The organism is Actinomadura napierensis (assembly GCF_039529375.1).
Taxonomy (GTDB): Bacteria; Actinomycetota; Actinomycetes; order Streptosporangiales; family Streptosporangiaceae; genus Spirillospora; species Spirillospora napierensis.
Genome location: NZ_BAAAMR010000019.1, coordinates 63,146 through 86,282, shown reverse-complemented (window position 1 = coordinate 86,282; position 23,137 = coordinate 63,146). Strand labels below are relative to the sequence as shown.

Annotated in this window: 24 protein-coding genes and 1 pseudogene; 11 read left to right on the top strand and 14 right to left on the bottom strand. The window is 72.1% G+C overall.

The annotated features are described in order from the left end of the window. Window positions 1–45 precede the first annotated feature (45 nt). A complete protein-coding gene (locus ABD296_RS13580) occupies window positions 46–846 on the bottom strand; it encodes an enoyl-CoA hydratase-related protein (protein WP_344265899.1) in 801 nt (266 codons plus the stop codon). Window positions 847–857: 11 nt separating this feature from the next. Next, a pseudogene (locus tag ABD296_RS13575) lies at window positions 858–2,104 on the bottom strand (acyl-CoA dehydrogenase family protein). A 231-nt stretch (window positions 2,105–2,335) separates the two neighbouring features. Here ABD296_RS13575 and ABD296_RS13570 point away from each other — a divergent pair. Continuing rightward, window positions 2,336–2,980: a TetR/AcrR family transcriptional regulator gene (locus tag ABD296_RS13570; RefSeq protein WP_344265896.1), complete on the top strand. Its 645-nt coding sequence runs from the start codon at window positions 2,336–2,338 to the stop codon at window positions 2,978–2,980. A 199-nt stretch (window positions 2,981–3,179) separates the two neighbouring features. Next, window positions 3,180–4,376, top strand: coding sequence for a lipase family protein (locus tag ABD296_RS13565; RefSeq protein WP_344265892.1), 1,197 nt, complete (start codon window positions 3,180–3,182; stop codon window positions 4,374–4,376). A 52-nt stretch (window positions 4,377–4,428) separates the two neighbouring features. Here the strand turns inward: ABD296_RS13565 and ABD296_RS13560 are convergent, their stop codons facing one another. Beyond that, complete coding sequence (locus ABD296_RS13560; protein ID WP_344265889.1) at window positions 4,429–5,037, bottom strand: TetR family transcriptional regulator; 609 nt, start codon at window positions 5,035–5,037, stop codon at window positions 4,429–4,431. A gap of 69 nt (window positions 5,038–5,106) precedes the next feature. Between ABD296_RS13560 and ABD296_RS13555 the strand changes: the two genes are divergently transcribed. Continuing rightward, a complete protein-coding gene (locus tag ABD296_RS13555; protein ID WP_344265886.1) occupies window positions 5,107–5,994 on the top strand; it encodes an SDR family NAD(P)-dependent oxidoreductase in 888 nt (295 codons plus the stop codon). Here the strand turns inward: ABD296_RS13555 and ABD296_RS13550 are convergent. From ABD296_RS13550 to ABD296_RS13535, 4 genes are all read right to left on the bottom strand, one after another. Then, window positions 5,971–7,452 carry an amidase gene (locus ABD296_RS13550; RefSeq protein ID WP_344265883.1) on the bottom strand — a complete coding sequence of 494 codons (1,482 nt, stop codon included), beginning with the start codon at window positions 7,450–7,452 and terminating at the stop codon, window positions 5,971–5,973. The two genes, ABD296_RS13555 and ABD296_RS13550, sit on opposite strands and share 24 nt — an antisense overlap. A gap of 178 nt (window positions 7,453–7,630) precedes the next feature. Further along, entirely contained in the window at window positions 7,631–8,224 is a 594-nt protein-coding gene (locus ABD296_RS13545; RefSeq protein ID WP_344265880.1) for a dihydrofolate reductase family protein, read from the bottom strand. Window positions 8,225–8,326: 102 nt separating this feature from the next. After that, on the bottom strand, window positions 8,327–9,766 hold the full coding sequence (locus ABD296_RS13540; RefSeq protein WP_344265877.1) for an MFS transporter: 1,440 nt from the start codon (window positions 9,764–9,766) through the stop codon (window positions 8,327–8,329). Between the two features lie 68 nt (window positions 9,767–9,834). Further along, entirely contained in the window at window positions 9,835–10,083 is a 249-nt protein-coding gene (locus ABD296_RS13535) for a hypothetical protein (RefSeq protein WP_344265874.1), read from the bottom strand. Between the two features lie 187 nt (window positions 10,084–10,270). Here ABD296_RS13535 and ABD296_RS13530 point away from each other — a divergent pair, with 187 nt between their 5' ends. The 4 genes from ABD296_RS13530 (at window position 10,271) to ABD296_RS13515 (ending at window position 13,853) form a co-directional block, all read left to right on the top strand. Beyond that, window positions 10,271–11,167 (top strand): hypothetical protein, encoded by an 897-nt coding sequence (locus tag ABD296_RS13530; RefSeq protein ID WP_344265871.1) that lies wholly within the window; start codon window positions 10,271–10,273, stop codon window positions 11,165–11,167. Window positions 11,168–11,179: 12 nt separating this feature from the next. Further along, a complete protein-coding gene (locus ABD296_RS13525) occupies window positions 11,180–12,745 on the top strand; it encodes an outer membrane protein assembly factor BamB family protein (protein ID WP_344265981.1) in 1,566 nt (521 codons plus the stop codon). A 58-nt stretch (window positions 12,746–12,803) separates the two neighbouring features. Further along, window positions 12,804–13,196 carry a DUF6153 family protein gene (locus ABD296_RS13520; protein WP_344265868.1) on the top strand — a complete coding sequence of 131 codons (393 nt, stop codon included), beginning with the start codon at window positions 12,804–12,806 and terminating at the stop codon, window positions 13,194–13,196. A 72-nt stretch (window positions 13,197–13,268) separates the two neighbouring features. Beyond that, complete coding sequence (locus ABD296_RS13515; protein ID WP_344265865.1) at window positions 13,269–13,853, top strand: DUF305 domain-containing protein; 585 nt, start codon at window positions 13,269–13,271, stop codon at window positions 13,851–13,853. 43 nt (window positions 13,854–13,896) lie between these two features. On the opposite strand, the gene ABD296_RS13510 is transcribed toward ABD296_RS13515, so the two are convergent. Together ABD296_RS13510 and ABD296_RS13505 are read right to left on the bottom strand one after the other, a co-directional pair. Further along, complete coding sequence (locus ABD296_RS13510) at window positions 13,897–14,961, bottom strand: chitinase (RefSeq protein ID WP_344265862.1); 1,065 nt, start codon at window positions 14,959–14,961, stop codon at window positions 13,897–13,899. A 151-nt stretch (window positions 14,962–15,112) separates the two neighbouring features. Then, window positions 15,113–15,625, bottom strand: coding sequence for a GNAT family N-acetyltransferase (locus ABD296_RS13505; protein ID WP_344265859.1), 513 nt, complete (start codon window positions 15,623–15,625; stop codon window positions 15,113–15,115). Window positions 15,626–15,769: 144 nt separating this feature from the next. Between ABD296_RS13505 and ABD296_RS13500 the strand changes: the two genes are divergently transcribed. After that, window positions 15,770–16,090, top strand: a complete 321-nt coding sequence (locus ABD296_RS13500; protein ID WP_344265856.1) for a hypothetical protein — start codon at window positions 15,770–15,772, stop codon at window positions 16,088–16,090. A 3-nt stretch (window positions 16,091–16,093) separates the two neighbouring features. On the opposite strand, the gene ABD296_RS13495 is transcribed toward ABD296_RS13500, so the two are convergent. After that, window positions 16,094–17,515 (bottom strand): MFS transporter, encoded by a 1,422-nt coding sequence (locus ABD296_RS13495; protein WP_344265853.1) that lies wholly within the window; start codon window positions 17,513–17,515, stop codon window positions 16,094–16,096. Window positions 17,516–17,616: 101 nt separating this feature from the next. Next, window positions 17,617–18,492: an SDR family oxidoreductase gene (locus ABD296_RS13490; RefSeq protein WP_344265850.1), complete on the bottom strand. Its 876-nt coding sequence runs from the start codon at window positions 18,490–18,492 to the stop codon at window positions 17,617–17,619. Between the two features lie 86 nt (window positions 18,493–18,578). Between ABD296_RS13490 and ABD296_RS13485 the strand changes: the two genes are divergently transcribed. Further along, window positions 18,579–19,151 (top strand): TetR/AcrR family transcriptional regulator, encoded by a 573-nt coding sequence (locus tag ABD296_RS13485; RefSeq protein WP_344265847.1) that lies wholly within the window; start codon window positions 18,579–18,581, stop codon window positions 19,149–19,151. On the opposite strand, the gene ABD296_RS13480 is transcribed toward ABD296_RS13485, so the two are convergent. Both ABD296_RS13480 and ABD296_RS13475 read right to left on the bottom strand, forming a co-directional pair. Then, window positions 19,148–19,918 carry an SDR family NAD(P)-dependent oxidoreductase gene (locus ABD296_RS13480; RefSeq protein WP_344265844.1) on the bottom strand — a complete coding sequence of 257 codons (771 nt, stop codon included), beginning with the start codon at window positions 19,916–19,918 and terminating at the stop codon, window positions 19,148–19,150. The genes ABD296_RS13485 and ABD296_RS13480 overlap by 4 nt on opposite strands. A gap of 19 nt (window positions 19,919–19,937) precedes the next feature. Then, complete coding sequence (locus tag ABD296_RS13475; RefSeq protein WP_344265841.1) at window positions 19,938–20,522, bottom strand: hemerythrin domain-containing protein; 585 nt, start codon at window positions 20,520–20,522, stop codon at window positions 19,938–19,940. Between the two features lie 78 nt (window positions 20,523–20,600). Here ABD296_RS13475 and ABD296_RS13470 point away from each other — a divergent pair, with 78 nt between their 5' ends. Next, complete coding sequence (locus tag ABD296_RS13470; protein WP_344265838.1) at window positions 20,601–21,362, top strand: SDR family NAD(P)-dependent oxidoreductase; 762 nt, start codon at window positions 20,601–20,603, stop codon at window positions 21,360–21,362. Between the two features lie 53 nt (window positions 21,363–21,415). Here the strand turns inward: ABD296_RS13470 and ABD296_RS13465 are convergent, their stop codons facing one another. Next, window positions 21,416–21,985, bottom strand: coding sequence for a TetR/AcrR family transcriptional regulator (locus ABD296_RS13465; RefSeq protein ID WP_344265835.1), 570 nt, complete (start codon window positions 21,983–21,985; stop codon window positions 21,416–21,418). Between the two features lie 83 nt (window positions 21,986–22,068). Here ABD296_RS13465 and ABD296_RS13460 point away from each other — a divergent pair, with 83 nt between their 5' ends. After that, window positions 22,069–22,998, top strand: coding sequence for an NADP-dependent oxidoreductase (locus ABD296_RS13460; RefSeq protein WP_344265832.1), 930 nt, complete (start codon window positions 22,069–22,071; stop codon window positions 22,996–22,998). Window positions 22,999–23,137 lie beyond the last annotated feature (139 nt).

The window sequence follows — 23,137 nt, the reverse complement described above, 5'->3', positions numbered from 1 at the left end:
CCTGGCCTTTCTCGATGCGCGACGAAACGTCCGGTGCGGCCGGTCTCACTCCGGGTTCAGGGGCCTGAAGGCCGGGGGACGCTTCTCGACGTAGGCGGCGACGCCTTCGGCCGCGTCCGGATGGCGGAACGACGCGAGCATCAGCGCGTCGGCTTCGGTGAGCGCCTCGGCGAAGCCGCGGTCGAGGTCCCGATGGACCTGCTGCTTGATGACGTCCATCGACGCCGGCGAGCAGGAGGCGGCCAGTTCGGTGGCGTAGCCGACGGCGGCGTCGAGGAGGCCGCCGGGGTCGACCACCCGGTTGACCAGGCCCAGGGCGAGCGCCTCCTCGCCCTGGACGATCCGGCCCGACAGCAGCAGGTCGAGCGCGCGGCCGGTGCCGATCAGGCGGGGGAGCAGCCAGGAGACGCCGTATTCGGCGATCAGCCCGCGCCGGGCGAACGCGGTGCCGAGCTTGGCCGCCGGGACGGTGAACCGGACGTCGCAGTACAGCGCCTCCACGAGGCCGAGCCCGACGGCGGCCCCGTTGATCGCGGCGATCATGGGCTTGCGGACGGTCAGCGGGAACGTGCGCGGGCGGGGGCGCCCGGCGTCGAGATCGTCGGCGGTGCTCGCCTCCTGGAGGTCCGCCATGTCGGCGCCGGCGCAGAACCCGCGTCCCGCCCCGGTGACGACGATCGCGCGGACGTCCTGGTCGGCCTCGGCGTCGTAGAGGAGGGCGAAGTAGCGGCGTTCGAGGTCGTCGTTCCAGGCGTTGAGACGGTCCGGCCGGTTGAGGGTGAGGACGAGCACCGGGCCGCGCCGCTCGGCCAGGACCGTGTCGTTCGCGGAGGAATCGTGCGTCATGGTCGTCTCCTTCAGCGCGCGGCGGGGTCGGCCGCGGCGGCCTTCACGGGCTCGGGGATCCGGTCCGCTCGGCCGGGCGGGACGTCCGGGACCCATGGTGTGTCGGCGGGGTCGCGGTGTTTGCGCAGTTCCCACAGGGCGATGGCGCGTTTGTGGACTTCGTCGGGGCCGTCGGCGAGGCGGAGGGTGCGCAGCTGGGCCCAGGCGTTGGCGAGCGGGAAGTCGTCGGTGACGCCGCCTCCGCCGTGCACCTGGATGGCCCGGTCGACGATCTTCAGCGCCATGCCGGGCGCGGCGACCTTGATCGCGGCGATCTCGGTGCGGGCCGCCTTGTTGCCGACGGTGTCCATCATCCAGGCGGCTTTCAGGGTCAGCAGCCGGGTGCGGTCGATGTCGATGCGGGCCTCGGCGATCCAGTCGCGGATATTGGCGCTGTCGCTGAGCCGGTGCCCGAACGCGACCGGGCGTCGGCCCGCCGGCACATCAGCTCCAGGGCGCGTTCGGCGACGCCGATGGCGCGCATGCAGTGGTGGATCCGTCCGGGCCCCAGCCGGGCCTGGCTGATCGCGAAGCCCTCGCCCTCGCCCTTCAGGACGTCGCGCACCGGCACCCGCACGTCCTCGAAGCGGATCTCGGCGTGGCCTTCGCGGTCGGTGTACCCGAACACCGGGAGGTTGCGGACGATCGTGACGCCGGGGGCGTCGATGGGGACGACCATCATCGACTGCTGCCGGTGCGGCGGGGCGGCGGGGTCGGTCTTGCCCATGACGATCAGGACCTTGCAGTTCTTGTGCATGGCATTGGAGGCGAACCATTTGCGGCCGTTCAGCAGATAGTGGTCGCCGTCGCGTTCCATGCGCAGCTCGATGTTGGTGGCGTCGGAGCTGGCGACGGCGGGTTCGGTCATCGCGAACGCCGAGCGGATCGTCCCGTCCAGCAGCGGCTTGAGGTAGCGCTCCTTGTGCTCCTGGCTGCCGAACAGCGTGAGCACCTCCATGTTGCCGGTGTCGGGCGCGGCGCAGTTGGTGGCCTCCGGCGCCAGGTGCGCGCTGCGGCCCATGATCTCCGCCAGCGGCGCGTACTCCAGGTTCGTCAGGCCCGGCCCCCACTCCGGATGCGGATGGAACAGGTTCCACAGGCCGCGCCGCCGCGCCTCGGCCTTCAGGTCCTCGACGATCTGCGGCTGGTGGTGCGGGTCGTCCGCCGCACGCATCTGCTCCTCGTACACGGCCTCGGCCGGGTACACGTACTCCTCCATGAACTCCAGCAGGTCGGCGCGGTAGCGGCGCACCCGGTCGGAGACGGTGAACAGGTCCACGGAAGGCTCCCGTCGTCGTGGCATGACCCCAGACTTACTTGAATACGGCTTCAAGTTCAAGAGCCGTGGCCGCCGCGCACGATGGCGCAGAACAGCGGGGTCGCGGTGCCGGAGGCTGCTGCTAACCTGCACGCGAGCGAGCGCAGGACCGAGCGAAGGCGACCGACCGCAGTGGAATCCCAGGACGTGACCGGCGGCGGACGGCCGTCCCGGATCACTCCGCGGAGCAAGCGCGGCATCCGAACCCGGCAGGCGCTCATCGCCGCCGCCCGCGAGGTGTTCGAGCGCGACGGCTACCTCGACGCCCGCATCACCGACATCTCCAAGGCCGCCGGCGTCGCCGCCGGGTCGTTCTACACCTACTTCAACGACAAGGAAGAGATCTTCGCCGCCCTCGTCGAGGTGGTGCAGGAGGAGATGCTCCACCCCCACCTGCGCGAACGCACCGGCGTCACCGACCCGCGCGGGCTCATCGACGCGGCGAACCGCGAGTACCTGCAGTCCTACGGACGCAACGCCCGCCTCATGGCGCTGTTCGAGCAGGTCGCGCAGATCGACGAGAAGTTCCACGAGCTGCGCGTCGAGCGGGGCAGTGCCTTCGCCGAGCGGAACGCGCAGATGATCCGGAGCCTGCAGGCGCGCGGGGAGGCCGACCCGGAGCTCGACCCGCTGGTGACCGCGCTCTCCCTCTCGGCGATGGTCGGCCGGATGGCCTACCTGTACTACGTCGCCGAGATGGACTTCAGCTACGACCAGCTGGTCACGACGCTGAACAGGATCTGGTTCAACGCGCTCGGTCTCAGGCCGTCCGCCTGACGTCCTCGGCGACACGGCTCCCTGTCATCGAATCGCCCCCTTTCGGGCGCGCGGCTACACGAACTTGAAGCCAAATTCAAGTCTTGAGTAACACACGGCCCGGATGTTTCATTACGGCACCCGGCTCACCGCGCAGGGACGGCCCGGCGGCCGCATGCGCGCGTTCCGGCCGGTCCCCCCACCCCCCAAGGGAGCACCCATGAGACACAAGGGCACCCACCCCGCGGCTCGGCGCCGCCTGCCCGTGGCCTCGGCCGCCATCGTGGCGGCGACGTCGCTCACCGCCCTCGCGGGCACGGCCGCCGCCGAGGAGGCGCCCGCCGCCGGAACCCGGCCGGGGGACGTGGTGAGCGCGGAGCCGTCCGCGTACCGCCTCCCGCCCGGATTCCCCACGCCGACCGACGCCTGGAAGATCCACTACCGGTCGACCGACGCGAACGGCAGGCCCGACGTGGTCTCCGGCACCGTCATCGTGCCGCGGGACGGCCGGACCGGCACCCGGCCCGTGCTCACCTACGCCGTCGGCACCGTCGGCCTGGGCGACCAGTGCGCGCCGTCGGCCGCCTTCCCCAAGGGCGACGCCGTCAACTCGTCCCTCCTCAACCAGGCCCTCCTGCGCGGCTGGGCGGTCGCGGTCACCGACTACCAGGGCCTCGGCACGCCAGGCGACCACACCTACCTCGTCGGCCGCGCGGAAGGCACCGCGGTGCTGGACGCGGCGCGCGCCGCCGAGCGGCTGCCCGAGGCGCAGAACACGGGCGTCACCGCGTCCTCGCCCGTCGCCGTGATGGGCTACTCCCAGGGCGGGCAGGCCACCGGCTGGGCCGCCGAGCTGGCCGGCTCCTACGCCCCCGACCTGAAGATCAAGGGCATCGCCGCCGGAGGCGTGCCCGCCGACCTGCTGACCGGCACGGACGATTCCGGCGGGGCCGATTTCGGACTGGAATTGATGACGGCCATCGGTCATGACGCCGCCTACCCCGAACTGGACCTCGACAAATACCTGAACGACGACGGCCGCGCCCTCGTCGCCAAGCTCCGCGACAGCTGCGTCGTCGAAGCCTCACTCGAGACGATGGGCAAGTCCCTCGAAGACCTGACCGTCAGCGACCCGCTCAAGGCCTCCGACTGGATCGCGCGCCTCAAACAGGACCACCTCGGCGACCACGCTCCCGCCTCGCCGGTGTACCTGTGGCACGGCACCGCCGACCAGATCGTCTCCTACGACATCGGCAAGCAACTGCGCGCCGACTGGTGCTCCCGCGGAGCCAACGTGCAGTGGCGGTCCTACTCCCTCGCCGACCACATGGGCGCCGCCGTCCTCGGCGCCGGAACCGCCCTGGACTGGCTCGCCGCCCGCGTCTCCGGCGAGCCCGCGCAGAGCAACTGCGCCTGAAACCGCTTGTCCGCCCGGCCGGCCCCCGCCCCGGCCGGGCGGCTTGCGGCCCTCACCGAATTCCTTGACCGCCGGCGGACGGGCTGAGCAGGGCGAATGCGCGGTCGAGGAGGGCTGCGCGGTCGGCCGCGCCATCGCTGCGCATCCACTCCCGGTCGGCCGCCTCCAGAGCGGCGGCGGCTGTGCCGGTCAGCAGGTCGGCGGTGAAGGCGTCCAGGCCGGCGCCGGAGTGCTCGCGCAGCGCGGCGGTGATCAGCTCGCGCATCCGGTCGCGTTCGGCGTGCAGCCGGGCGCGGAGGGCGGGCGTCGCCTCGATCAGCCGCAGCGTCCGCAGGCCGGGCTGCGCCGAACGGATCGCCTCCTGCTGCTCGCGCAGCACCGCGCAGAGGCACGCCCACGGCGGCTCGCCCTCGGGACGCGCGCGGATGGCCTCCGCCACCTGCTCGGCGACGTCCTCCGCCTCGCCGAACACGGCGTCCTCCTTGGACGGGAAGTAGCGGAAGAAGCTGCGTTTCGACATTCCCGCCGCCGCCGCGATGTCCTCCACCGTCGTGCGCTCGTAGCCGCGTTCCAGGAACAGCCGGACCGCCAGGTCCGACAGTTCCGCCCGCACGGCGCGCCGCGTCCGCTCGCGCAGCCCCGTCCTCTCGTCACCGCTCACGCATCGAGGATACTTTCCGGCTCCTGGTAGCGTGTGTGTCACCGAGTGACACTCACGGCAGGAGGGGTCATGGAATCGATGAGCGGTAAGACCGTCCTGGTGACCGGCAGCACCGGCGGGATCGGCAAGGAGACCGCGCGGCAGCTCGCGCGGCTCGGCGCACAGGTCGTCCTCGTCGGACGCGACGCCGCGCGGGCCGAGGCCGCCGCCGCCGAGATCGGGGGCGGCGCGACCGCGTGCACGGGCGACCTCACCCGGCTGGACGGCCTGCGCCGGCTGGCCGCCGAGGTCGCCGCCCGCCACGACCGCCTTCACGTGCTCGTCAACAACGCCGGCGGCATGAGCGCACCCCGGACGCTCACTGAGGACGGCGTGGAGAGCACCTTCGCCCTCAACGTCCTGGCGCCCTACGCGTTGACGTTCCTGCTGCTGCCGCAATTGCGCGCCGCGGGCGGCGCACGCGTCGTCAACCTCACCGGCGGAATTCCGGGAAAACCGCTGGACCTCGGCAACCTACAGGGCGAGAAGACCTATCTGGGATGGACCTTCTCGCAGTACAACCACGCCAAGACCGCTTTGATGGCCCTCAGCCGGAGGCTCGCCGAACGTCTGGCCGGGGACGGTGTCACCGTCAACGTCGCCTATCCCGGCCACGCCTACACGCCGGGAAACCGCGCCATGTCATCCGCGGCGTTCCCTTACCTCTACCGGCCGCTGGTTCCGCTCATTCACTTCTTCGGCCCCCGCCTGATGAACGACATGGCGAAGGCGGCGCATTCGAGCGTCCAGTTAGCCGCGAGTCCCGAATTCGAGGGCGTCACCGGGATCTACGTCAACGGCCGGCTGCGGCACGTCCCGTGGCCGGCCGGGGCGCGCGACGACGAGGCGGGCGAGGCGGTCCAGCGGTTGTGCGAGCGGCTTTGCGGGGCCGGGTCAGAGGGGTGGTTCGAGGGCTGACCAGGGGCGTTCGGCTTCGAGTTGGGCGGCGAGGGCGAGGAGGATGCCTTCGCCGCCGAGCGGGCCGACGAACTGGACGCCGAGGGGCAGGCCGTCGGGCGTGTGGTAGGTGGGGACGCTCATCGCCGGACGTCCGGTGATGTTGGCGAGCTGCGTGTAGGGGACCGGCGCGAGATTGGCTATGACGGTGTCCCGCCATTGTTTCGTCCGGGTCAGCAGGCCGGCCAGGCCGAGGGTGAGGGCGGCCTTTCCGATGGCGCGCAGCGGGGCGGGCGTGTCGAGTTCGCCGATGCGGAGCGGCGGTCTCGCGAGCGTGGGGGTGAGCAGGAGGTCGTAGCGGGAGTGGAATTCCGCGAGCCCGCGGCTGTAGGTGTTCCAGCGTTCGTGCCCCGCGAAATACGCGGGGGCCGACAGGACGCGTCCGGCCGCGGCGACGAGGTGGGTGTCCAGTTCGAAGGCGCTGCGGGAGGCGCCGGTGGCGCGGCGGATCTCGTCGACCGTATAGGCGAGCTGCGTCGACCACATCGCGAGGAAGTCGAAGGCGAGGCTGCGCTCGTCGATGCCGGTCCGCGCGGGTTCGACGTCGTGGCCCAGCGACTCCAGGAGCCTGGCAGCGTCCTCGACGGCGGCGACGGCCTCCGGGTGGACGTCGGTGCCGAGCGGGGAGGCGGTGGAGAAGCCGATGCGCAGCCGCTCGGGCGCCCGCCGCGCCAGCTCGGCGTAGGGGAGGTCGGGCTTGGCGGGCAGGTAGGGGCCGCCGGGGTCGGCGGACGCGGTGAGCACGTCGAGCATCGCGGCGCTGTCGCGGACCGTCCGCGAGACGACGCCGTCGACGGCCGCGCCGTGCAGGTGCTCGGCGTAGAGCGGCCCGGCGGGGACCAGGCCCCGGCCCGGTTTGAGGCCGAACAGCCCGCAGCAGGCCGCCGGGATGCGGATCGAGCCGCCGCCGTCGTTGGCCCCGGCGACCGGGACGATCCCGGCCGCGACCGCGGCGGCCGACCCGCCGGACGAGCCGCCGGGCGTGCGGGCGAGGTCCCACGGGTTGCGGGTCGGGCCGCCGGCCTCCGGTTCGGTGATGGCCTTGGCGCCGAACTCGGGGGTGTTGGTCTTGCCGAAGATCACCAGGCCCGCGTCCAGCCAGCGGCGGACCACCTCGGCGTGCTCGGCGGCGGCGACGCCGCGCAGTGCCCGGTTGCCGCTGCCGGTCGGCAGCCCGGCGTAGTCCTGGGACAGGTCCTTGATCAGGAACGGCACGCCGCCGAACGGCCCGGACGGCGGCTCGGCGGCGCGGGCCCGCGCCTGGTCGTGCATCGGCGCGACGATGGCGTTGATCTTCGGGTTCACGGCCTCGGCGCGCGCGATCGCGGCGTCCAGGAGCTCGGCCGGGGTCGTCTCGCCGGCGGTGACGAGCGCGGCCAGCCCGACCGCGTCGCGGGCCCGGTACTCGGCGTACTCCACGGCACCCCTCCGTCAACCAGAAGCCGTAGCTTGCGTGCCAGGGACACTACATCCGGGTAGCGACCGACCCGCGGAGCGGCCGCCGGGGAGCGCGGCACGATGCCTGTCAGTGCCACGCCCTTGATGTCGCCGCGGGCAGCTCCAGCCTCAGCTCCGGGGGGTATCGGATTCCTTTCGGTCAGGGCCGCCGGTAGGTCAGGTGGGTGACGAGCTCGTTGGACGACGCGCCGGCGGGCCGCAGGTCCAGGCCGGCCAGGCCCGCGAACAGCCGCTCGCCCGCGCCGAGGACGGTCGGGGCGATGTGCAGGCGCAGCTCGTCGATCAGGCCGGCGCCCAGGTACTGGTTCACCGTGGCGGCGCCGCCCGCGATCGCGACGTCGGCGTCGCCGGCGGCCTCGCGCGCCCGGGCCATGGCGGACTCGATGCCGTCGGTGACGAAGTGGAACGTCGTGCCGCCCCGCATCTCGACGGGCTCGCGCGGGTGGTGGGTGAGGACGAACACCGGCGCGTGGTACGGGGGCTCGTCGCCCCACCAGCCGGTCCAGTCCAGGTCCCAGTCGCCGCGTCCCGGGGTGAACATGTTGCGGCCCATGATGAAGGCGCCCGCGGCCGTGATGGCCTCCAGCTCCTTGGCGTTGGCCTCCGGCTGCTCGAACATCCAGCGGTGCAGCCGGTGTTCGCCGCCCTCGCCGATCGGGTTCTCCAGGCTCTGGTTCGGGCCGGCGACGAAACCGTCCAGCGACACCCCGAGGTCGCAGGTGACGTTGCTCATGGGGTCCTCCCTCGGTGCACGGCGCCCCGGCGGCGCCTCTCACCCGTTTGGTCGGTGCCCCGGACCGGTCCTCGACATCCCCGCGGAGAAAAGTTTGGGGAATTACTGGGCGGTGAGCGGCTGGGCGATGTCCTCCAGGCCCTTGCGCTCGGCCTTGACGCCGATGACCGCCTCGACCAGCCCTGCCGCGATCATCAGCACGGCGCCGATGACGAAGGCGATCGCGGTGTCGCGGGGCACGCCGGTGGCGGTGAGCTTGGAGAAGACGAGCGGCCCGGAGATGCCGCCGGCCGCCGTGCCGATCGCGTAGAAGAACGCGATGGCGAGGGCCCGGGTCTCCATCGGGAAGACCTCGCTGACGGTCAGGTACGCCGAGCTGGCCCCGGCGGAGGCGAAGAACAGCACCACGCACCAGCAGGCCGTCAGCGTGGTGGCGGTCAGGTGCCCCTGGTCGAACAGGTACGCGGTGCCGAGCAGCAGCACGCCCGACAGCAGGTACGTCCCGCTGATCATCGGCTTGCGGCCCCAGCTGTCGAACAGCGGCGCGAGCAGCAGCGGGCCGAGGAAGTTCCCGGCCGCGATGACCGCGTAGTAGTACCCGGTGTCGGTGTCGATGTGGAAGAACGTGTTGAGGATGTCCGCGAACCCGAACGTGATCGCGTTGTAGAGGAACGCCTGCCCGATGAACAGCGCGAACCCGAGGACCGCCCGCTTCGGGTACTGCTGCCACAGCGACCTGGCGATCAGCGCGAAGCCCAGGCTGCGGCGCTGGTGGATGCGGATGGAGCGGCCGGGCTCGGGGAGCCGGTCGCCGGTCTCGTCCTCGACGGTCTCCTCGACGTCGCCGACCAGCTTCTCGGCCTGCCGCGTCCGCCCGTGGATGATCAGCCAGCGCGGGCTCTCCGGGACGTGCCGCCGGACGAGCAGCACCACCAGCCCGAGGACGACGCCGAGCGCGAACGCCAGCCGCCAGCCGACGCCCACCGCGAACTGGCCGAGGATCGGGATGGTCAGCAGCGCGCCGGCGGCGGCGCCGAGCCAGTAGCTGCCGTTGATGACGATGTCGATCCGGCCGCGGTGCTTGCTCGGGATCAGCTCGTCGATGGCGGAGTTGATCGCCGCGTACTCGCCGCCGATGCCGAACCCGGTGATGAACCGGCACAGGAAGAACCACCACGCCGTCCACGACAGCGCGGTCAACGCGGTGCCCGCCAGGTACACCACCAGCGTGATCATGAACAGCTTCTTGCGGCCGAACCGGTCGGTCAGCCAGCCGAAGAACAGCGCGCCGAGGCACGCGCCGGTCACGTAGATCGCGGCACCGAACCCCGACACCTGGCCGGAGGTGATGTCCACGCCGCTGCCCGGCTTCGCCAGCTGCGGGGCGAGGTTGCCGACGATCGTGACCTCGAGGCCGTCCAGGATCCAGACGGTGCCGAGCCCGATGACGATCATCCAGTGCCAGCGGCACCAGGGCAGCCGGTCCAGCCGTGCCGGGATCTTCGTGTCGACGACGCCCTGTTCCGTGCTCTCCGCTGTCACGGGGACTGCGATTGCCCAATGCGCGTCGATCAAACTCGGCATCGCTCAACTCGCGGGGAAGCGCCAGGTCATCCCGCGTCTTCCGCTTCCGCGGCGTCGCCGGGGCCGTGCAGGTCGACGAGGTCCACGTGCTCGGCGACCTCCTCGATGTCGCGGCAGTAGGCGACCAGGCTGCCGTCCCGGGTGAGCAGGAACCAGGCCTGCCCGGGCGCCGCGTCCCGGTGGTGCGCCCGGACGAACGCCATGTCCGCCTCGCCTAGCCGGACGGCCTCCACCCGCAGCCCGCCGGGCCCCAGGAGGTAGCGCGGTTCCACCATGACCGCAGTGTGCACCCGCAACCCCGCGCGATCCACCCGTTGGTCGCCGGAGCAACGGCGGGCGGCCGGTGGTTTCGCCGATGGCGGGACGCGGCGGCGGCCGTACCTTCGGGCCGCACGCGATTTCAATTCCAATTCGCGTCGAGCCCAGAATGGGGTGATCGCAGTGCGCCGAAGATTCCGCTCAATGATCTTTGTGCTGGCCGCCTTCGCGCTGGCCCTCGCATGGACGGGGAACGCCGCCAATGCCGCGGCGAAGCCGGCGGCGGCCGCGCCCGCCACGCAGACGATGACGGTGAAGTACGGCCCGTGGACGATCCCGGGCGGCACCATGGACCGTCCCGGAGAGCTGCCGAACGTGGTGTCGGCGGCACCGAAGCCCTGCTCCACCTGCGACATCGTCGGCGAGAAGCCGGACCTGGTGTACGCCGACGGCAGCACCGCCGACATGAACAGCGGCCCGATGCTGCACCACTTCGTCATCTCGAACCTGGCGGCGCGCGACACCGTCTGCCCGCTGTCGCCCGATCGGATATGGGCGTCCGGCGACGAGCGCACCGAAAAGAACATGCCCGACGGTTACGGCGTGCCGGTGAAAAGCTATGACCGCTGGGCCATGCTCACCGACCTGATGAATTACTCGTCGACGCCGAAGACGGTCTACATATCCATCACCTACACCATTGCCGGTGCGGGGACGACCACTCCGGTGCGGTCGCTGTGGCTGGACGCGGGCGGCTGCCTCACCTCCGACTACAGCGTCCCGGCCGGGCCGAGCACCCACACCTGGAGCTGGACGTCCACGGTCGGCGGGCGCATCGTGTTCGCCAACGGCCACCAGCACGCCGGCGGCGTCCACGTGAAGGCCGCCGACGACACGACCGGCGCGCTCGTCTGCGACTCGCCCGCCACCTACGACACGATGGGCGGAATGCGGACGATCGTGAAGATGGGCACCTGCGCCGGTGACCCGCTCGCGACGATCAGGCACGGCGACCGGCTGACCGTCTCCAGCTACTACGACTCGCCCACCGCGAAGAACGACGTCATGGGCATCGTGCACGCCTACATCGCGGAGGGGTGAGCGGTGGCCCGCATGCGAATCGGCGGGAAGGCGCCGGCCCTCGCGACGGCCGGCGTCCTCGCCGCCGCGCTCCTGTCGCTGCCGGCCGCCTCGGCCGCCGCGCCGTCCGGCGCCGTCCCGTACGTGCCCGGGTGGACGGCCGCGGGGCAGAACCTGTCCAACACCCGGTACGCCGCGACCGAGACGGTCATCTCGCCCGGCAACGCGGGACGGCTCAAGCCGCGCTGGACCGCGACCCTGGGCGGCAACGTGTCCGCCACCCCGACGGTGTCGCTGGGCACCGTCTACGTCCCCGACTACGGCGGCGGCCTGTCGGCGGTGGACGCGCTCACCGGCGCCGTCCGCTGGCAGCATCCGATCTCCTACTACAGCGGCGTGTCCGGGGACGTGTCCCGGACGAGCCCGGCCGTCGCCGGGACGGAACTGGTCTTCGGCGACGGGGTGTCCAGCGTGCCGGGTGACAGCGGCGCCCGCGTCATGGCGGCCGACCGGGTGACCGGCGCGAAGCGCTGGAGCACCCTGATCGACGCCGACCCGGCCGCGATGGTGACGACGTCGCCCGTGGTGGACGGCAACACCGTCTACGTCGGGACGGCGAGCCGCGTCGAGTTCGGCGACGAGAATCCGGTGCGGTTCCGCGGCAGCGTCGTGGCGCTGGACGCGACGACCGGCGCGGTCCGCTGGCGGCGGTACATGGCGCCCGAGGGATACACCGGCAACTCGGTGTGGGGCAGCTCGTTCGTCGTCGACCACACCACCGGGCGGCTGTTCGTCACGACCGGCAACAACTACACCGTTCCCGACGGAATCTGCACACGTCCCGGCGAAGAGGACTGCCAGCAGGGCCCGGACGACAACTACACCGACGCGGTCGTCGCCCTCGACCTGCGGACCGGCGCCGTCGGCTGGTCGTTCAAGACGCTGACCGCCGACGTCGGAACCGAGGACTGCGAGACCTGCGGCCCCGACTTCGACTTCGGGTCCGCGCCGAACCTGTACCAGGTCGCCGACGGCGGCCACCTGCGCAGCATCCTCGGCGTCGGCCAGAAGAGCGGCATCTACTATGCGCTGGACCCGGCGACCGGAAAGGAGATCTGGCACACCCGGGTCGGGCCCGGCAGCGACCTCGGCGGCATGGAATGGGGCTCGGCGACCGACGGCAAGCGCGTCTACGTCGGCATCGGCAACGCCGAGCACGAGGAGTACGACATCGTCGGCGCCGACGGGACGAAGACGACCGTCGACGGCGGCTCGTGGGCGGCGCTGGACGCGGCCACCGGGAAGATCCTCTGGCAGGTCGGCGACCCCTACGGCACCCTCGACATCGGGTTCCTCAGCGCCGCCAACGGCGTCGTCTACGCCGGCGGCATCAACGGCGCGGCCGACACCATGTTCGCGCTGAACGCCGCCAACGGGAACGTCCTGTGGCGGTACAACAGCGGCGGCTCCGTGATCGGCGGCGCGGCCGTCGTCGCGGGGACCGTCTACTGGGGCTCCGGGTACTGGTTCGGGCTCTGCTCCGACGGCACCTACAAGTGCGCGCAGAACAACAAGCTGTACGCGTTCTCCCCCTCCTGACCCGGCCTACCATGAGGTTCGAGCGAACCCATGGGACCGGACGGAGCCCTGGAGGACGGTGAGACGGCTGAGACGGGCACAGCGGCGTTCCCCTCCCGGAACGCCGCTGCGCCTGTTGCTGCTGCTCTCCGGCCTGATGGCCATGCACGGCCTCCAGGCGGCCCCCGGCCCGATGGAGATGTCTGCCGCCCCGCTGGCGAGTGTCGCCGACGCCACGCATCATCACGTGGTGGTCGGTGACCCGCCGAGCGACCACCATCCGGACCATCCGAGCGGGCAGATGTGCCTGGGAATGCTCCTGCTCTCCCTGCTCGGCGCACTGCTGTTCGGCCTCTTTCGGCTGATGCGGGTGGACGTGACGGTGCGTCGGGCCGTCCGGACGCCCGCGCGGCGCGGCGGACGCTCCCCGCCCGGCCCGTCCCTCCACCGGTTGAGCGTGCTTCGGCTGTGACAGGCCGTCGGCGCGCCGCTTCGGCGCGCCAGACGACCGTCCACGAACCCAGCACACGGAAGGCTCAACCCAGTGAAACGCGCAATCGCGCTCGTCGCCGCCCCCGCCCTGGCCTTCGCCCTCGCGGCCTGCGGCGACTCCGGCGACGACGGCGGCTCCGAGCCGTCGCTGTCGGCGTCCGGGTCCGCTGCCGGCATGGTGACGCCGGGGTCGCACAACGACCAGGACGTCATGTTCGCGCAGATGATGATCCCGCATCACCGGCAGGCCGTGGAGATGGCCCGGCTCGCGCCGTCCCGCGCCTCGTCCGCGCAGGTCAAGAAGCTCGCCGCGGGCATCGAGAAGGCCCAGGCACCGGAGATCCAGAAGATGACCGGCTGGCTCAAGGCGTGGGGCGCGCCCGCCGCGATGTCGGGGATGCACCATGACATGCCCGGCATCATGAGCGAGAAGGACATGGCCTCGCTTAAAGACCTCAAGGGCAAGGCCTTTGACAGGGCATTCCTCCAGATGATGATCAAGCATCACGAGGGTGCCGTGTCGATGGCGAACGACGAGAAGGCGTCAGGCCTGAACTTCGACGCCAAGGACCTGGCCCTGAGGATCGTCATGTCGCAGTCGGCTGAGATCGCCAAGATGCGCGACCTGCTGAAGTGACGCGGACGGGCCCGGCGGGTGGCCGCCGGGCCCGTCTCGGGCGTCAGCGGCTCTGGAGGGAGCGGGCGTTGTCGCCGAAGGTCCAGCCCTTCGAGCCGTCCCAGTTGATGGACCAGGTCATCAGGCCCTTGAGGGCGCCGTTGAACTGGTTCCAGGCCTGGCCGACCAGGCTCGGCGCCATGTAGCCGCCGCCCGCGCCCGGCTGCGCGGGCAGGCCGGGGACCTGCTTGTCGTACGGCACCCGGATGGTGGTGCCCTGGACGGTCAGGCCGTTGTTCAGGCACTCGGTCTGCTTGACGAAGCCCTCGACCGTCCCGGCGGAGTAGGAGTCGCCGGAGCAGCCGTACATGCTGCCGTTGTAGTACTGCATGTTGAGCCACCAGAGGCGGCCGTCGTCCGCGTACTTCTTGATGATCGGCAGGTAGGCGCCCCAGATGGAGCCGTAGGTGACGCTGCCGCCGGTGACGTACGCGGTCTCCGGCGCCATCGTGAGGCCGAAGCCGGACGGCATCTGCGCGAGCACGCCGTCGATGATGCGGACCAGGTTGGCCTGCGACGTGGAGAGCTGGGTGATGCTGCCGCCGCCGGTCAGGCCCGTCTCGATGTCGATGTCGATGCCGTCGAAGTTGTACTTCTTCAGGATCGGCACGACCGTCTCGACGAACCGGTCCGCGACGCTGCTGGAGCCGAGGTCGATGCCTGCGGCGGCGCCGCCGATCGACATGAGGATCGTGGCGCCGGCGGCCTTCGCCGCGCACATCTCGGCGGGGGTGGCGACCTTGACGGTCGAGTCCATGCCGTCCTCCCACAGCACCGTGCCGTCGGAGCGGATGACGGGGAACGCCGCGTTGATCACGTTGTAGCCGTGCTGCTTGATCACCGGGTCGTCGATCGGGGTCCAGCCGAACGGCGGGTGGACGCCGTTGGACGATCCGTCCCAGTTCTCCCAGTAGCCCTGCAGGACCTTGCCGGCGGGCCTGGACTTCACCGGGCAGGTGTCGCTCGTGGCGGACGGGGCGGGTTGCGCGTAGGACGGCGCGGACAGCGCGACCAGCGACAGGACGACCGCCGCGGCGGCCGTCGGCCATCGCTTGTGCTTGTACTGCATGGGACGACTCCTCGGTAAAGCGGGACACAGAGGAGCCGGTGTCAGAGCCGAACCGTCCCGCGGACGGGACCCTCCCAAGTCGAGGCGCAAACGACCGGCACGGACGCCATGGGAAGGGTAACCCGGCGGGGCCGGGCCGTGAAGGCCCCCGCTACGAGGGCGCCGCCGAGGCGAGGGAGCGCTGCATCAGGGTGGTGGCGATCCAGCGCCCGTGCTTGTAGCCGACGTCGTCCAGCCGGCCCGCCTCGACGAACCCGAAACGGCGGTGGAGGGCCTGCGACCCGGTCTCGCCGGTGTCGGCGATGACCGCGATCATCTGCCGCATGCCCGCCTTCGCCGATCCGTCCACCAGCGCGCGGAGCAGCGCCGTCCCGAGCCCCTTGCCGGTGTGCTCCGGGGCCAGGTAGATCGTGTCCTCGACGGTGTAGCGGTAGGCCGGTTTCGGGCGCCAGGGGCCCGCGTACGCGTACCCGGCGACCTCGCCGTCCGCTTCGGCCACCAGGAACGGAAGGCCGCGTTCCGTAAGGTCGTCGAGCCGCTGCCGCCATTCCGCGACGGTCTGCGGCGTCTCCGCGAACGTCGCCACGGTGTTCAGCACGTAATGCGCGCCGATCCCGGTCACGGTCTCCAGGTCTTCCGGCCGTGCCGCCCGGACCACTGCCATGCGTCCGCCTCCCAGAACTTCGTGATCATCATCTCACGGGGGCTGGGGACGGGCCGTTCGCGGGGGTATGGATGGAAGTGACCGTTCATGGCGATGGCCGCGCGGCGGTGACGTGGGGCGCGGCCTCGGGGGAGGAGCGACGGAATGAGGCTCACGAAGTTCATGGCGCTGGTTTCGCTGGACGAGCAGTGCGCGGAGGTGATCGGGACCGGCCTTCCCGCCCAGAACTGCCCGTTCACGCTGCGGGAGAAGGGCGCGGCGCCGAAGCCGAGCGCGTTCCACAAGGTGGTCGTGACGACCGACGACGGGGAGCCGCTGCGGCCGGGCGACGTCGACCACATCGTGACGATGACGCTGCTGACCGAGCAGGCCGGGAAGGACGCGTTCGCGGCGGGCTGCCGGTTCGACCTGTGGCACGGGACGAAGGTGGGGCACGGGCTGGTGTCCCGGCGCGTGGTGATCTAGCGGTCAGGCGGCGGGGAAACGCCGTTCGGACTCCATGGCGGACGCGACGTCCGCCGGGTAGTCGCGGCGTGCCCGCAGCAGGAGCAGGCCGTTGACCAGCAGCGGGATGAGCGCGAGCAGGAACACGCGGTCGAGGCCGGTGCCGGACTGGTCGCCGTCCCCGAACAGGCCCGACAGCCAGCCGAACAGGACGGGCGCGATCGCCTCGCCCGCCATGCGCAGGATCGTGCGGATGCTCTCGGCGCGCCCCCACAGGCGGAAGTGGACGACGTCGAGGCGGACGGCGTCCAGCGGCGGGTTGGCACCGGCCAGCGCGGCGGCGGCGAGGAAGAACAGCGGCATCGCGATCCACGCCGAGCGGGTCAGCAGGCCGGGCAGGAACAGCAGCGCGGACGCCGTGTAGGCGACGCTCGGGACCAGCACGCGGGCGGCGATCCGGCCCCGCCGGACGAGGCGGTCGGCGACGCGTCCGGAGGTCAGGACGCCCACCAGGGCGCCGAGGCCGATGACCAGGACGAGCAGGCTCAGCTCGGCGCGTCCGACGCCGTAGCGGTGCTGGACGAAGACCATCGCGAACGTGCGCAGCCCGGCGAAGAAGAAGTAGCCGATGGCCGAGGCGAGGATGATGATCACGTTGGTCCGGATGCGCAGCACGTGCCGGGCGGCCTGCGGCAGCGTCATCCGGGCCGGGTCGGCCGCCAGCACGTTCTCCGGGCGGGGCTCGACGTCCGATTCCTCCACCGCCTGCTGGGCGGCCTCCGTGTCGCCGCGCGGGCTCCCGGCGGGGCGGCCCTGCACGCCGCGGCCGGGCTCGGGCAGCAGCCGCCAGACGGCCAGGGCCAGCGCGACGCCGAGGACGGCGACGAACCAGAACGAGAACCGCCAGCTCAGCGCGGCGGCGACGTTGCCGCCGACGACCAGGCCGAACCCGGCGCCGACCAGCTCGCCGGCGAGGATCCGCCCGTAGACGCCGGCCCGCTCCTGGTGCGGGAACAGGTCGCCGGTCAGGGACGCGACGGTCGGGCCGGCGGTCGCGGTGACGGCGCCGAGCGCGACCCGCGACGTCAGCAGCCAGTCGTAGGAGGTGGCGAGGCCGCCGACGACCATGGCGGCGCTCCACAGCATGATGCTGCCGGCGAGCAGCGGGACGCGCGGCACGCGGTCGGTCAGCATGCCGACCGGGACGGTGGCGACGGCGCCGACCAGCGAGGGCGCCGCCGTCAGCACGCCGACCTCGGTGTTGTTGATGTGCAGGGAGCGCCGCAACTCCTCGACGATCGCGCCGATGACCCCGGAGTCGGCGGTGTTGAGGGCGAGGACGCAGGCCAGCAGCAGCACGACGCGGGCCTGGCGGGGCCCGCCGAGCCGGCGTGTGAGGGCGTGGACCGCCCGTCCCCACATCCGCGGGGCCTGCGCCGTGATCACAACTACACGTAGTGCCCGGCGACGCGTGAGGTATGTGGCGGCGGTGGGCCGGCCGGGACCCTGGTGAACGCGGGCCCCGGCCGGCCTCCCCCCGCGATCGGTCAGAAGTAGTGGCCCTGGTCGAGGTCTTCGATCAGGGCCGGGTGGACGGGCTCCCAGCCGAGGAGCCGGCGGGTCTCGTCGTTCGGCATCGTGATGTCGTACGTGACGAACGGGAAGCCCTTGAAGTGGTCGGCGGCCTGCTCGGCGGGGATGCTGACGGCCGGGACGTCCAGGTGGCGTCCGATGGCCTCGGCGATCTCGCGGACCGGGATGCCCGGTTCGGCCGCCGCGTACAGCTGCGCGCCGGCCGGCGCCTTCTCCAGCGCCAGCCGGTAGAGGCGGGCGAGGTCGAGGGTGTGGACGGCGGGCCAGTGGTTGGCGCCGTCGCCGACGTAGCCGGACACGCCGGTGTCGCGGGCGAACCCGATCATCCGGGGGATGAAGCCGTGCCGGTCCTTGTCGCTGTGCGTGACCGGCGGGATCCCGACGAGCATGGACCGGACGCCGCGGTCGGCGAGCGCGGCGACCGCGCGGGCGCCGGCGGAGCGCGGGTTGCCGTTGATCGTCGCGTCGGTGGCCGCGTCGCCGGTGGGCTTGAAGCCGACGCCCATGAGGGTCTTGCCCGTGCCGGTCAGCGCTTCGCCGAGCGCCTGGACGACGGTGTGGTCGGCGGCGGCCGCGCGCGCGAAGGCCACCGGGGCGACGCTGGCGTGGTCGAACGCGAGGTGGACGACCGCGTCGGCGGCCGCGGCCGCTTCGCGCAGCCCGTCCAGGTCGTCGAGGTCGCCGCGGCGCACCTGGGCGCCGAGGGCCTGGACGGCGGCGGCCGACGCGTCGGAGCGGGCCAGGCCGGTGACCTCGTGCCCGGCCTGGAGCAGTTCGGGCACGACGGCGGATCCGATGTGGCCGCTCGCACCGGTGACGAAGACGCGCATGAGGGACTCCCTGGCAGTGATGTGACTTGGTAACGTCACCGTACCAGGCGTGACGGTACCAAGTAACATCACCTATGCTGTCCGCCATGGCCCGATGGGAACCGAACGCGCGGGAGCGGCTGGTGCGCGCCGCCATCGACCTGTTCGCCGAGCAGGGCTACGACGCCACCACCGTCAACGGCATCGCCGAGCGCACCGGGCTGACCAAGACCACCTTCTTCCGGCACTTTCCCGACAAGCGGGAGGTGCTCTTCGCCGGTCAGGAGCTGCACAGCCGGATCCTCGGCGAGGCGGTGGCCGCGGCGCCCGGCACGGCCACGCCGCTACAGGCGGTCGCCGCGGCCCTCGACGCCCTCGCGGCCACGTTCACGGACGGCCAGCGCGACTTCGCCACCCGGCTCCTCGCCGTCATCGCCGCCAACGACGAACTGCGGGAGCGCGCCGCGTTCAAGCACGCCCAGCTCGCCGCGGCCATGGCCGGCGCGCTCCGCGAGCGCGGCACGCCCGACCCGGCCGCGGGCCTCGCCGCCGAGCTCGGCGTCCGCGCCTTCGACGACGCCTTCGCCCGCTGGTCCGACCCGTCCGGCGAGCGGACGCTCACCGACCTCGCGCGCGAGGCGCTCGAAGAACTGCGGACCGCGCTGGCCGCCCTCGGCTAGGTGCCCGGCTTGGACATCAGCGCGTGCATCTTCGCCTTGACCGGCTCCGGCATCGCCCTGGACGCCGTCGTCTGCACCTTGTTGCGCGCCGAGCCCGTGACGACGTGGTCCTTGCCGGCCATGAGGGCCGCGTAGGCCTGCCGCGCCACGTCCGCCGGGTCGTCCTTGCCGGACTTGCCGAGCCGCGTGTCGAGCACCCCGGCGCGCTCGAAGAACCGGGTGTCGGTGGGGCCGGGCAGCAGCGCCGTCACGGTGACGCCGGTGCCCTGCAGCTCGTGCCGCAGCGCCTCCGCGAACGAGTACAGGAACGCCTTGGACGCCGCGTACGTCGCCAGGTACGGCCCCGGCGACGTCGCGGCGATCGACGAGGTGAACAGCACCCGCCCCGCACCCCGCCGGACCATGCCGTTCAGCACCAGCTTCGCCAGGTGGACGGCCGACCGGACGTTCAGGTCGACGAGGTTCAGCTCGTCGGCGAGCGCGTTGTCCCGGGCGAAGTCGCCGCCGACGCCGACCCCCGCGTTGATCGCCACGGCGTCCAGCGGGCGCGTGCCCACCGCCGCGTACAGCTCCTCGACCCCGTGCGGCCGGGCCAGGTCGACCCGGACGGGCGTCGCGTCGCCGACGGCCTGCGCCGCCGCGGTGATCTCCGCGTCCTCCGCCGCCATGATGACGTGGAAGCCGTGCCGCGCGAACTCGTCCGCGAGCGCGCGCCCGATGCCGGTGGAGGCGCCGGTGACCAGCGCCAGCCGCGTCGAGTCGGTCATGGCCGTCCCTCCCGGAATGTCAGTCCTGACCCCGGCCGGTGATCTTGTCGCGGACCTTGTCGGCCGCCGCCACGGCGGGGCCCGCCGCCTTGAGGATGCCGGGCTTCGGCGGGGTGTTCGGGTGCGGGCGCGTCGGCGCCAGCTTCTTGCCCTGCTCCAGCTTCTCGCCGAGCTTCTCCGCCCGCTCGTCGGTGATGACCCTGCGCAGCGCCGGCCACACCTCGTTCTCCTCGAAGGCGATGTGCGCGCGGCCGTCGGTGATGAAGTTCGCGAGCAGCTCCTCGAACTTCGCCTCGCCCGCGTCCAGCCCGATCAGGTCGTTGAGCACCTTCTTCGCCGCCTGCTCCTGCTCGATGGCGTGGTCGGCGAGCCGGTCGCCGTCCGTCACCAGCTCGCGGACCGCCGGCCAGAAGTACTCCTCCTCGACCGCCTCGTGCTTGGACTCCTCGATGATGAGCTGCTCCACCATGTTCTTGCGCAGCCGGAGCGCGTCCTCACCGTGGACGGACGCACTGGACGCGCCCGCCGAGCCGGCCTCCAGCTCGGTGAGCATCTGCTTGACCTCGGTGTGGTCGTTCGCCAGCACCGTGAAGACGTCGGTCATCGCTTCCTCCTCGAAACCCGTGTCAGGGTGTCCCCTGCCCCCACGTCCAAGGCCAAACGCGGTGGTACGTTCCGGTCCGTGGAGCTCTCCTATGTCGTCACCGGCGCCGCCCGCGGCATCGGCCGGGCCATCGCCGAGCGCCTCCTCGCCGACGGCGGGCACGTCGTGGCGGCCGACCTGGACCCGTCCGCCCTGGACTGGGCCACCGGCCCGCGCGTCACGGTGGTCGCCGGCGACATGCGCGACGAGGCCGTCGCGGCGCGGGCGGCGGACGCCGCGCAGGCGATGGGCACCCTCAAGGGCTGGGTCAACAACGCCGCCGTCTTCCGCACCGCCGCCGTGGACGTCCCGGGCCCGCGCGAGGTGCTCGACCTGGTGGCACTGAACTTCGACCCGGCCGTCGTGGGATCGCTGACCGCGATCCGCCGGTTCCTGGACGCCGGCACGGGCGGCGCGATCGTGAACGTCTCGTCCCACCAGGCCGCGCGGCCCGTCCGCGGCTCGCTCACCTACGCGACGGCGAAGGCGGCCGTCGAGGGCTTCAGCCGCGCCCTCGCCGTGGACTACGGCCCGCGCGGCGTCCGGGTGAACGTCGTCGCGCTGGGCTCGATCACCACCGCCCGCTACGAGGCGTACCTCGCCGCGCAGGACCCGGCGTCCGCCGCGCGGATCGAGGACGAGATGCGCGCCCTCCACCCGCTCGGCCGCGTCGGCCGCCCCGACGAGGTCGCTGCGACCGTCCGCCACCTGCTGTCGGACGAGGCGAGCTTCATCAACGGCGCGATCGTCCCCGTGGACGGCGGTCGCGCCGCCCAAGGCCAAGACCCCGAACAAGCCTGACCCAGAACCCGCTGCTCACGACTTAGCCGGACGGCTGCTCAACGCGTTGTGCGTTAGCAGGAGGTGGTGGCCGCTTGTAGGTCGCGGAGGGTTCGCCGGGCGAGTTCGCCGAAGTCGTCGTCGTTGGCCGTGTCGCTCCAGCGTTCGAAGGCGATCTTCATGGCGAGCGCGCCCAGTTGCGCGGCCACGCGCGAGGTCAGGTCGGGAACGCCGCGCCGTTTGAGCGCGCCGGCCATCGCGGCGGTGAGGGCGAGTCCCTTCAGCGCCTCGCGTTCCTGCAGCTCCCGGTGGGTGGCGATCACCGCCCCCCTGCGGGCGGTGAACTCGCGGCGGGCGGGGGTGAAGGCTTCGCGCCCGACCGCGTCCAGGGCGTTCGCCACCGCTTCGAGCGGGGTGGCGGCCGCCGGTGCCGCGGCGATCCCGTCGGCGAGGAGTCCGGTCATCGTGTCCCCGCCGAAGAGGACTTCCCGCTTGTCGGGGAAGTGCCGGAAGAAGGTGCTCTTCGTCAGGCCGGCGCGCCGCGCGATGTCGATCACCGTCGTGTTCTCGTAGCCCCGCTCCGCGAAGAGGTCGAGGGCGGCGGCGACGAGTCGCTGCGACGCGTTGGGCTGCCAGCGGGCCATGGGGACAGTGTACGGCACTTGGTCCCATCACTCGTGTACAGTGATAGGACCAAGTCCCATCACCGTGCCGCAGGAGGTCCGCCATGAGCCGAGCCGTCATCCATGAGACGTTCGGAGGTCCCGAGGTACTGGAGTTGCGAGACGTCCCGGAGCCGCACGCCGGCCCCGGCGAGGTCCGCGTCCGCGTGACGGCCGTCGGGCTGAACCCGATGGACTGGGGCATCGCCGCGCGGCCCGAGGTGGCGGCACGGTTCGGCATCACCGTGCCGGCCGGCTTCGGATCCGACTTCGCCGGCGTCGTCGACGAGGTCGGCGCCGGTGCCACTGGTTTCGCCGTCGGCGACCGCGTCCATGGCGGCACGCTGGGGAGGGCCGCCGCCGAACACCTGGTGCTCAAGGCGCCCACGGAGGGGCCCGAAATGCTCTTTCACACGCCGGACGGCGTCAGCGACGAGGTGGCGAGCACGCTTCCGGTGGCCGGCCTGAGCGCCGCCGCCGCTCTGGCGGCGATCGACCTGCGGTCCGGCGACACCGTCCTGATCGGCGGCGCCGCCGGCGGCGTGGGCGTGTTCGCCGTCCAGCTCGCGAAGCTCGCCGGCGCCACCGTGATCGGGACCGCCTCGGAGGGCACCTTCGAGTTCCTGCGGGAGTTGGGCGCCGAGCCCGTGGCCTACGGCGCCGGGCTGGCCGACCGGGTTCGGGCCCTGGCCCCCGATGGCGTGACCGCGGCGACCGACCTGTTCGGCACCGAGACGGCCGAGACCGCGCTCGCGCTCGGCGTCCCGCCCGAGCGGATCTCCACGATCGCCGCGGGGCCCACCCCTCCCGGCGGCGTGCGCCCGACCGGCGGCTTCGACGCGCGACCGGACGCCCTGGAGCGGATCGCCGACGCGATCGTCGCCGGCGAGATCACCGTGCCGATCGCCGCGACCTTCCCGATCGAGAAGATCCGCGACGCCGTGGCACTCCAGGCCGGACGGCACGTCCACGGCAAGATCGTCATCACGCTGTGACGGCGTCTCCCCGGCCCGGAGGACTTCCGGAGGAAGGTCGGCGATTTCGGGCTTCATCAGGGAAAACACGGGGTCGCGGGGACGTCTGAGGGGGCCTTGCGGTTGCCATCCGACCCACACATGGCCACTCACCACCATG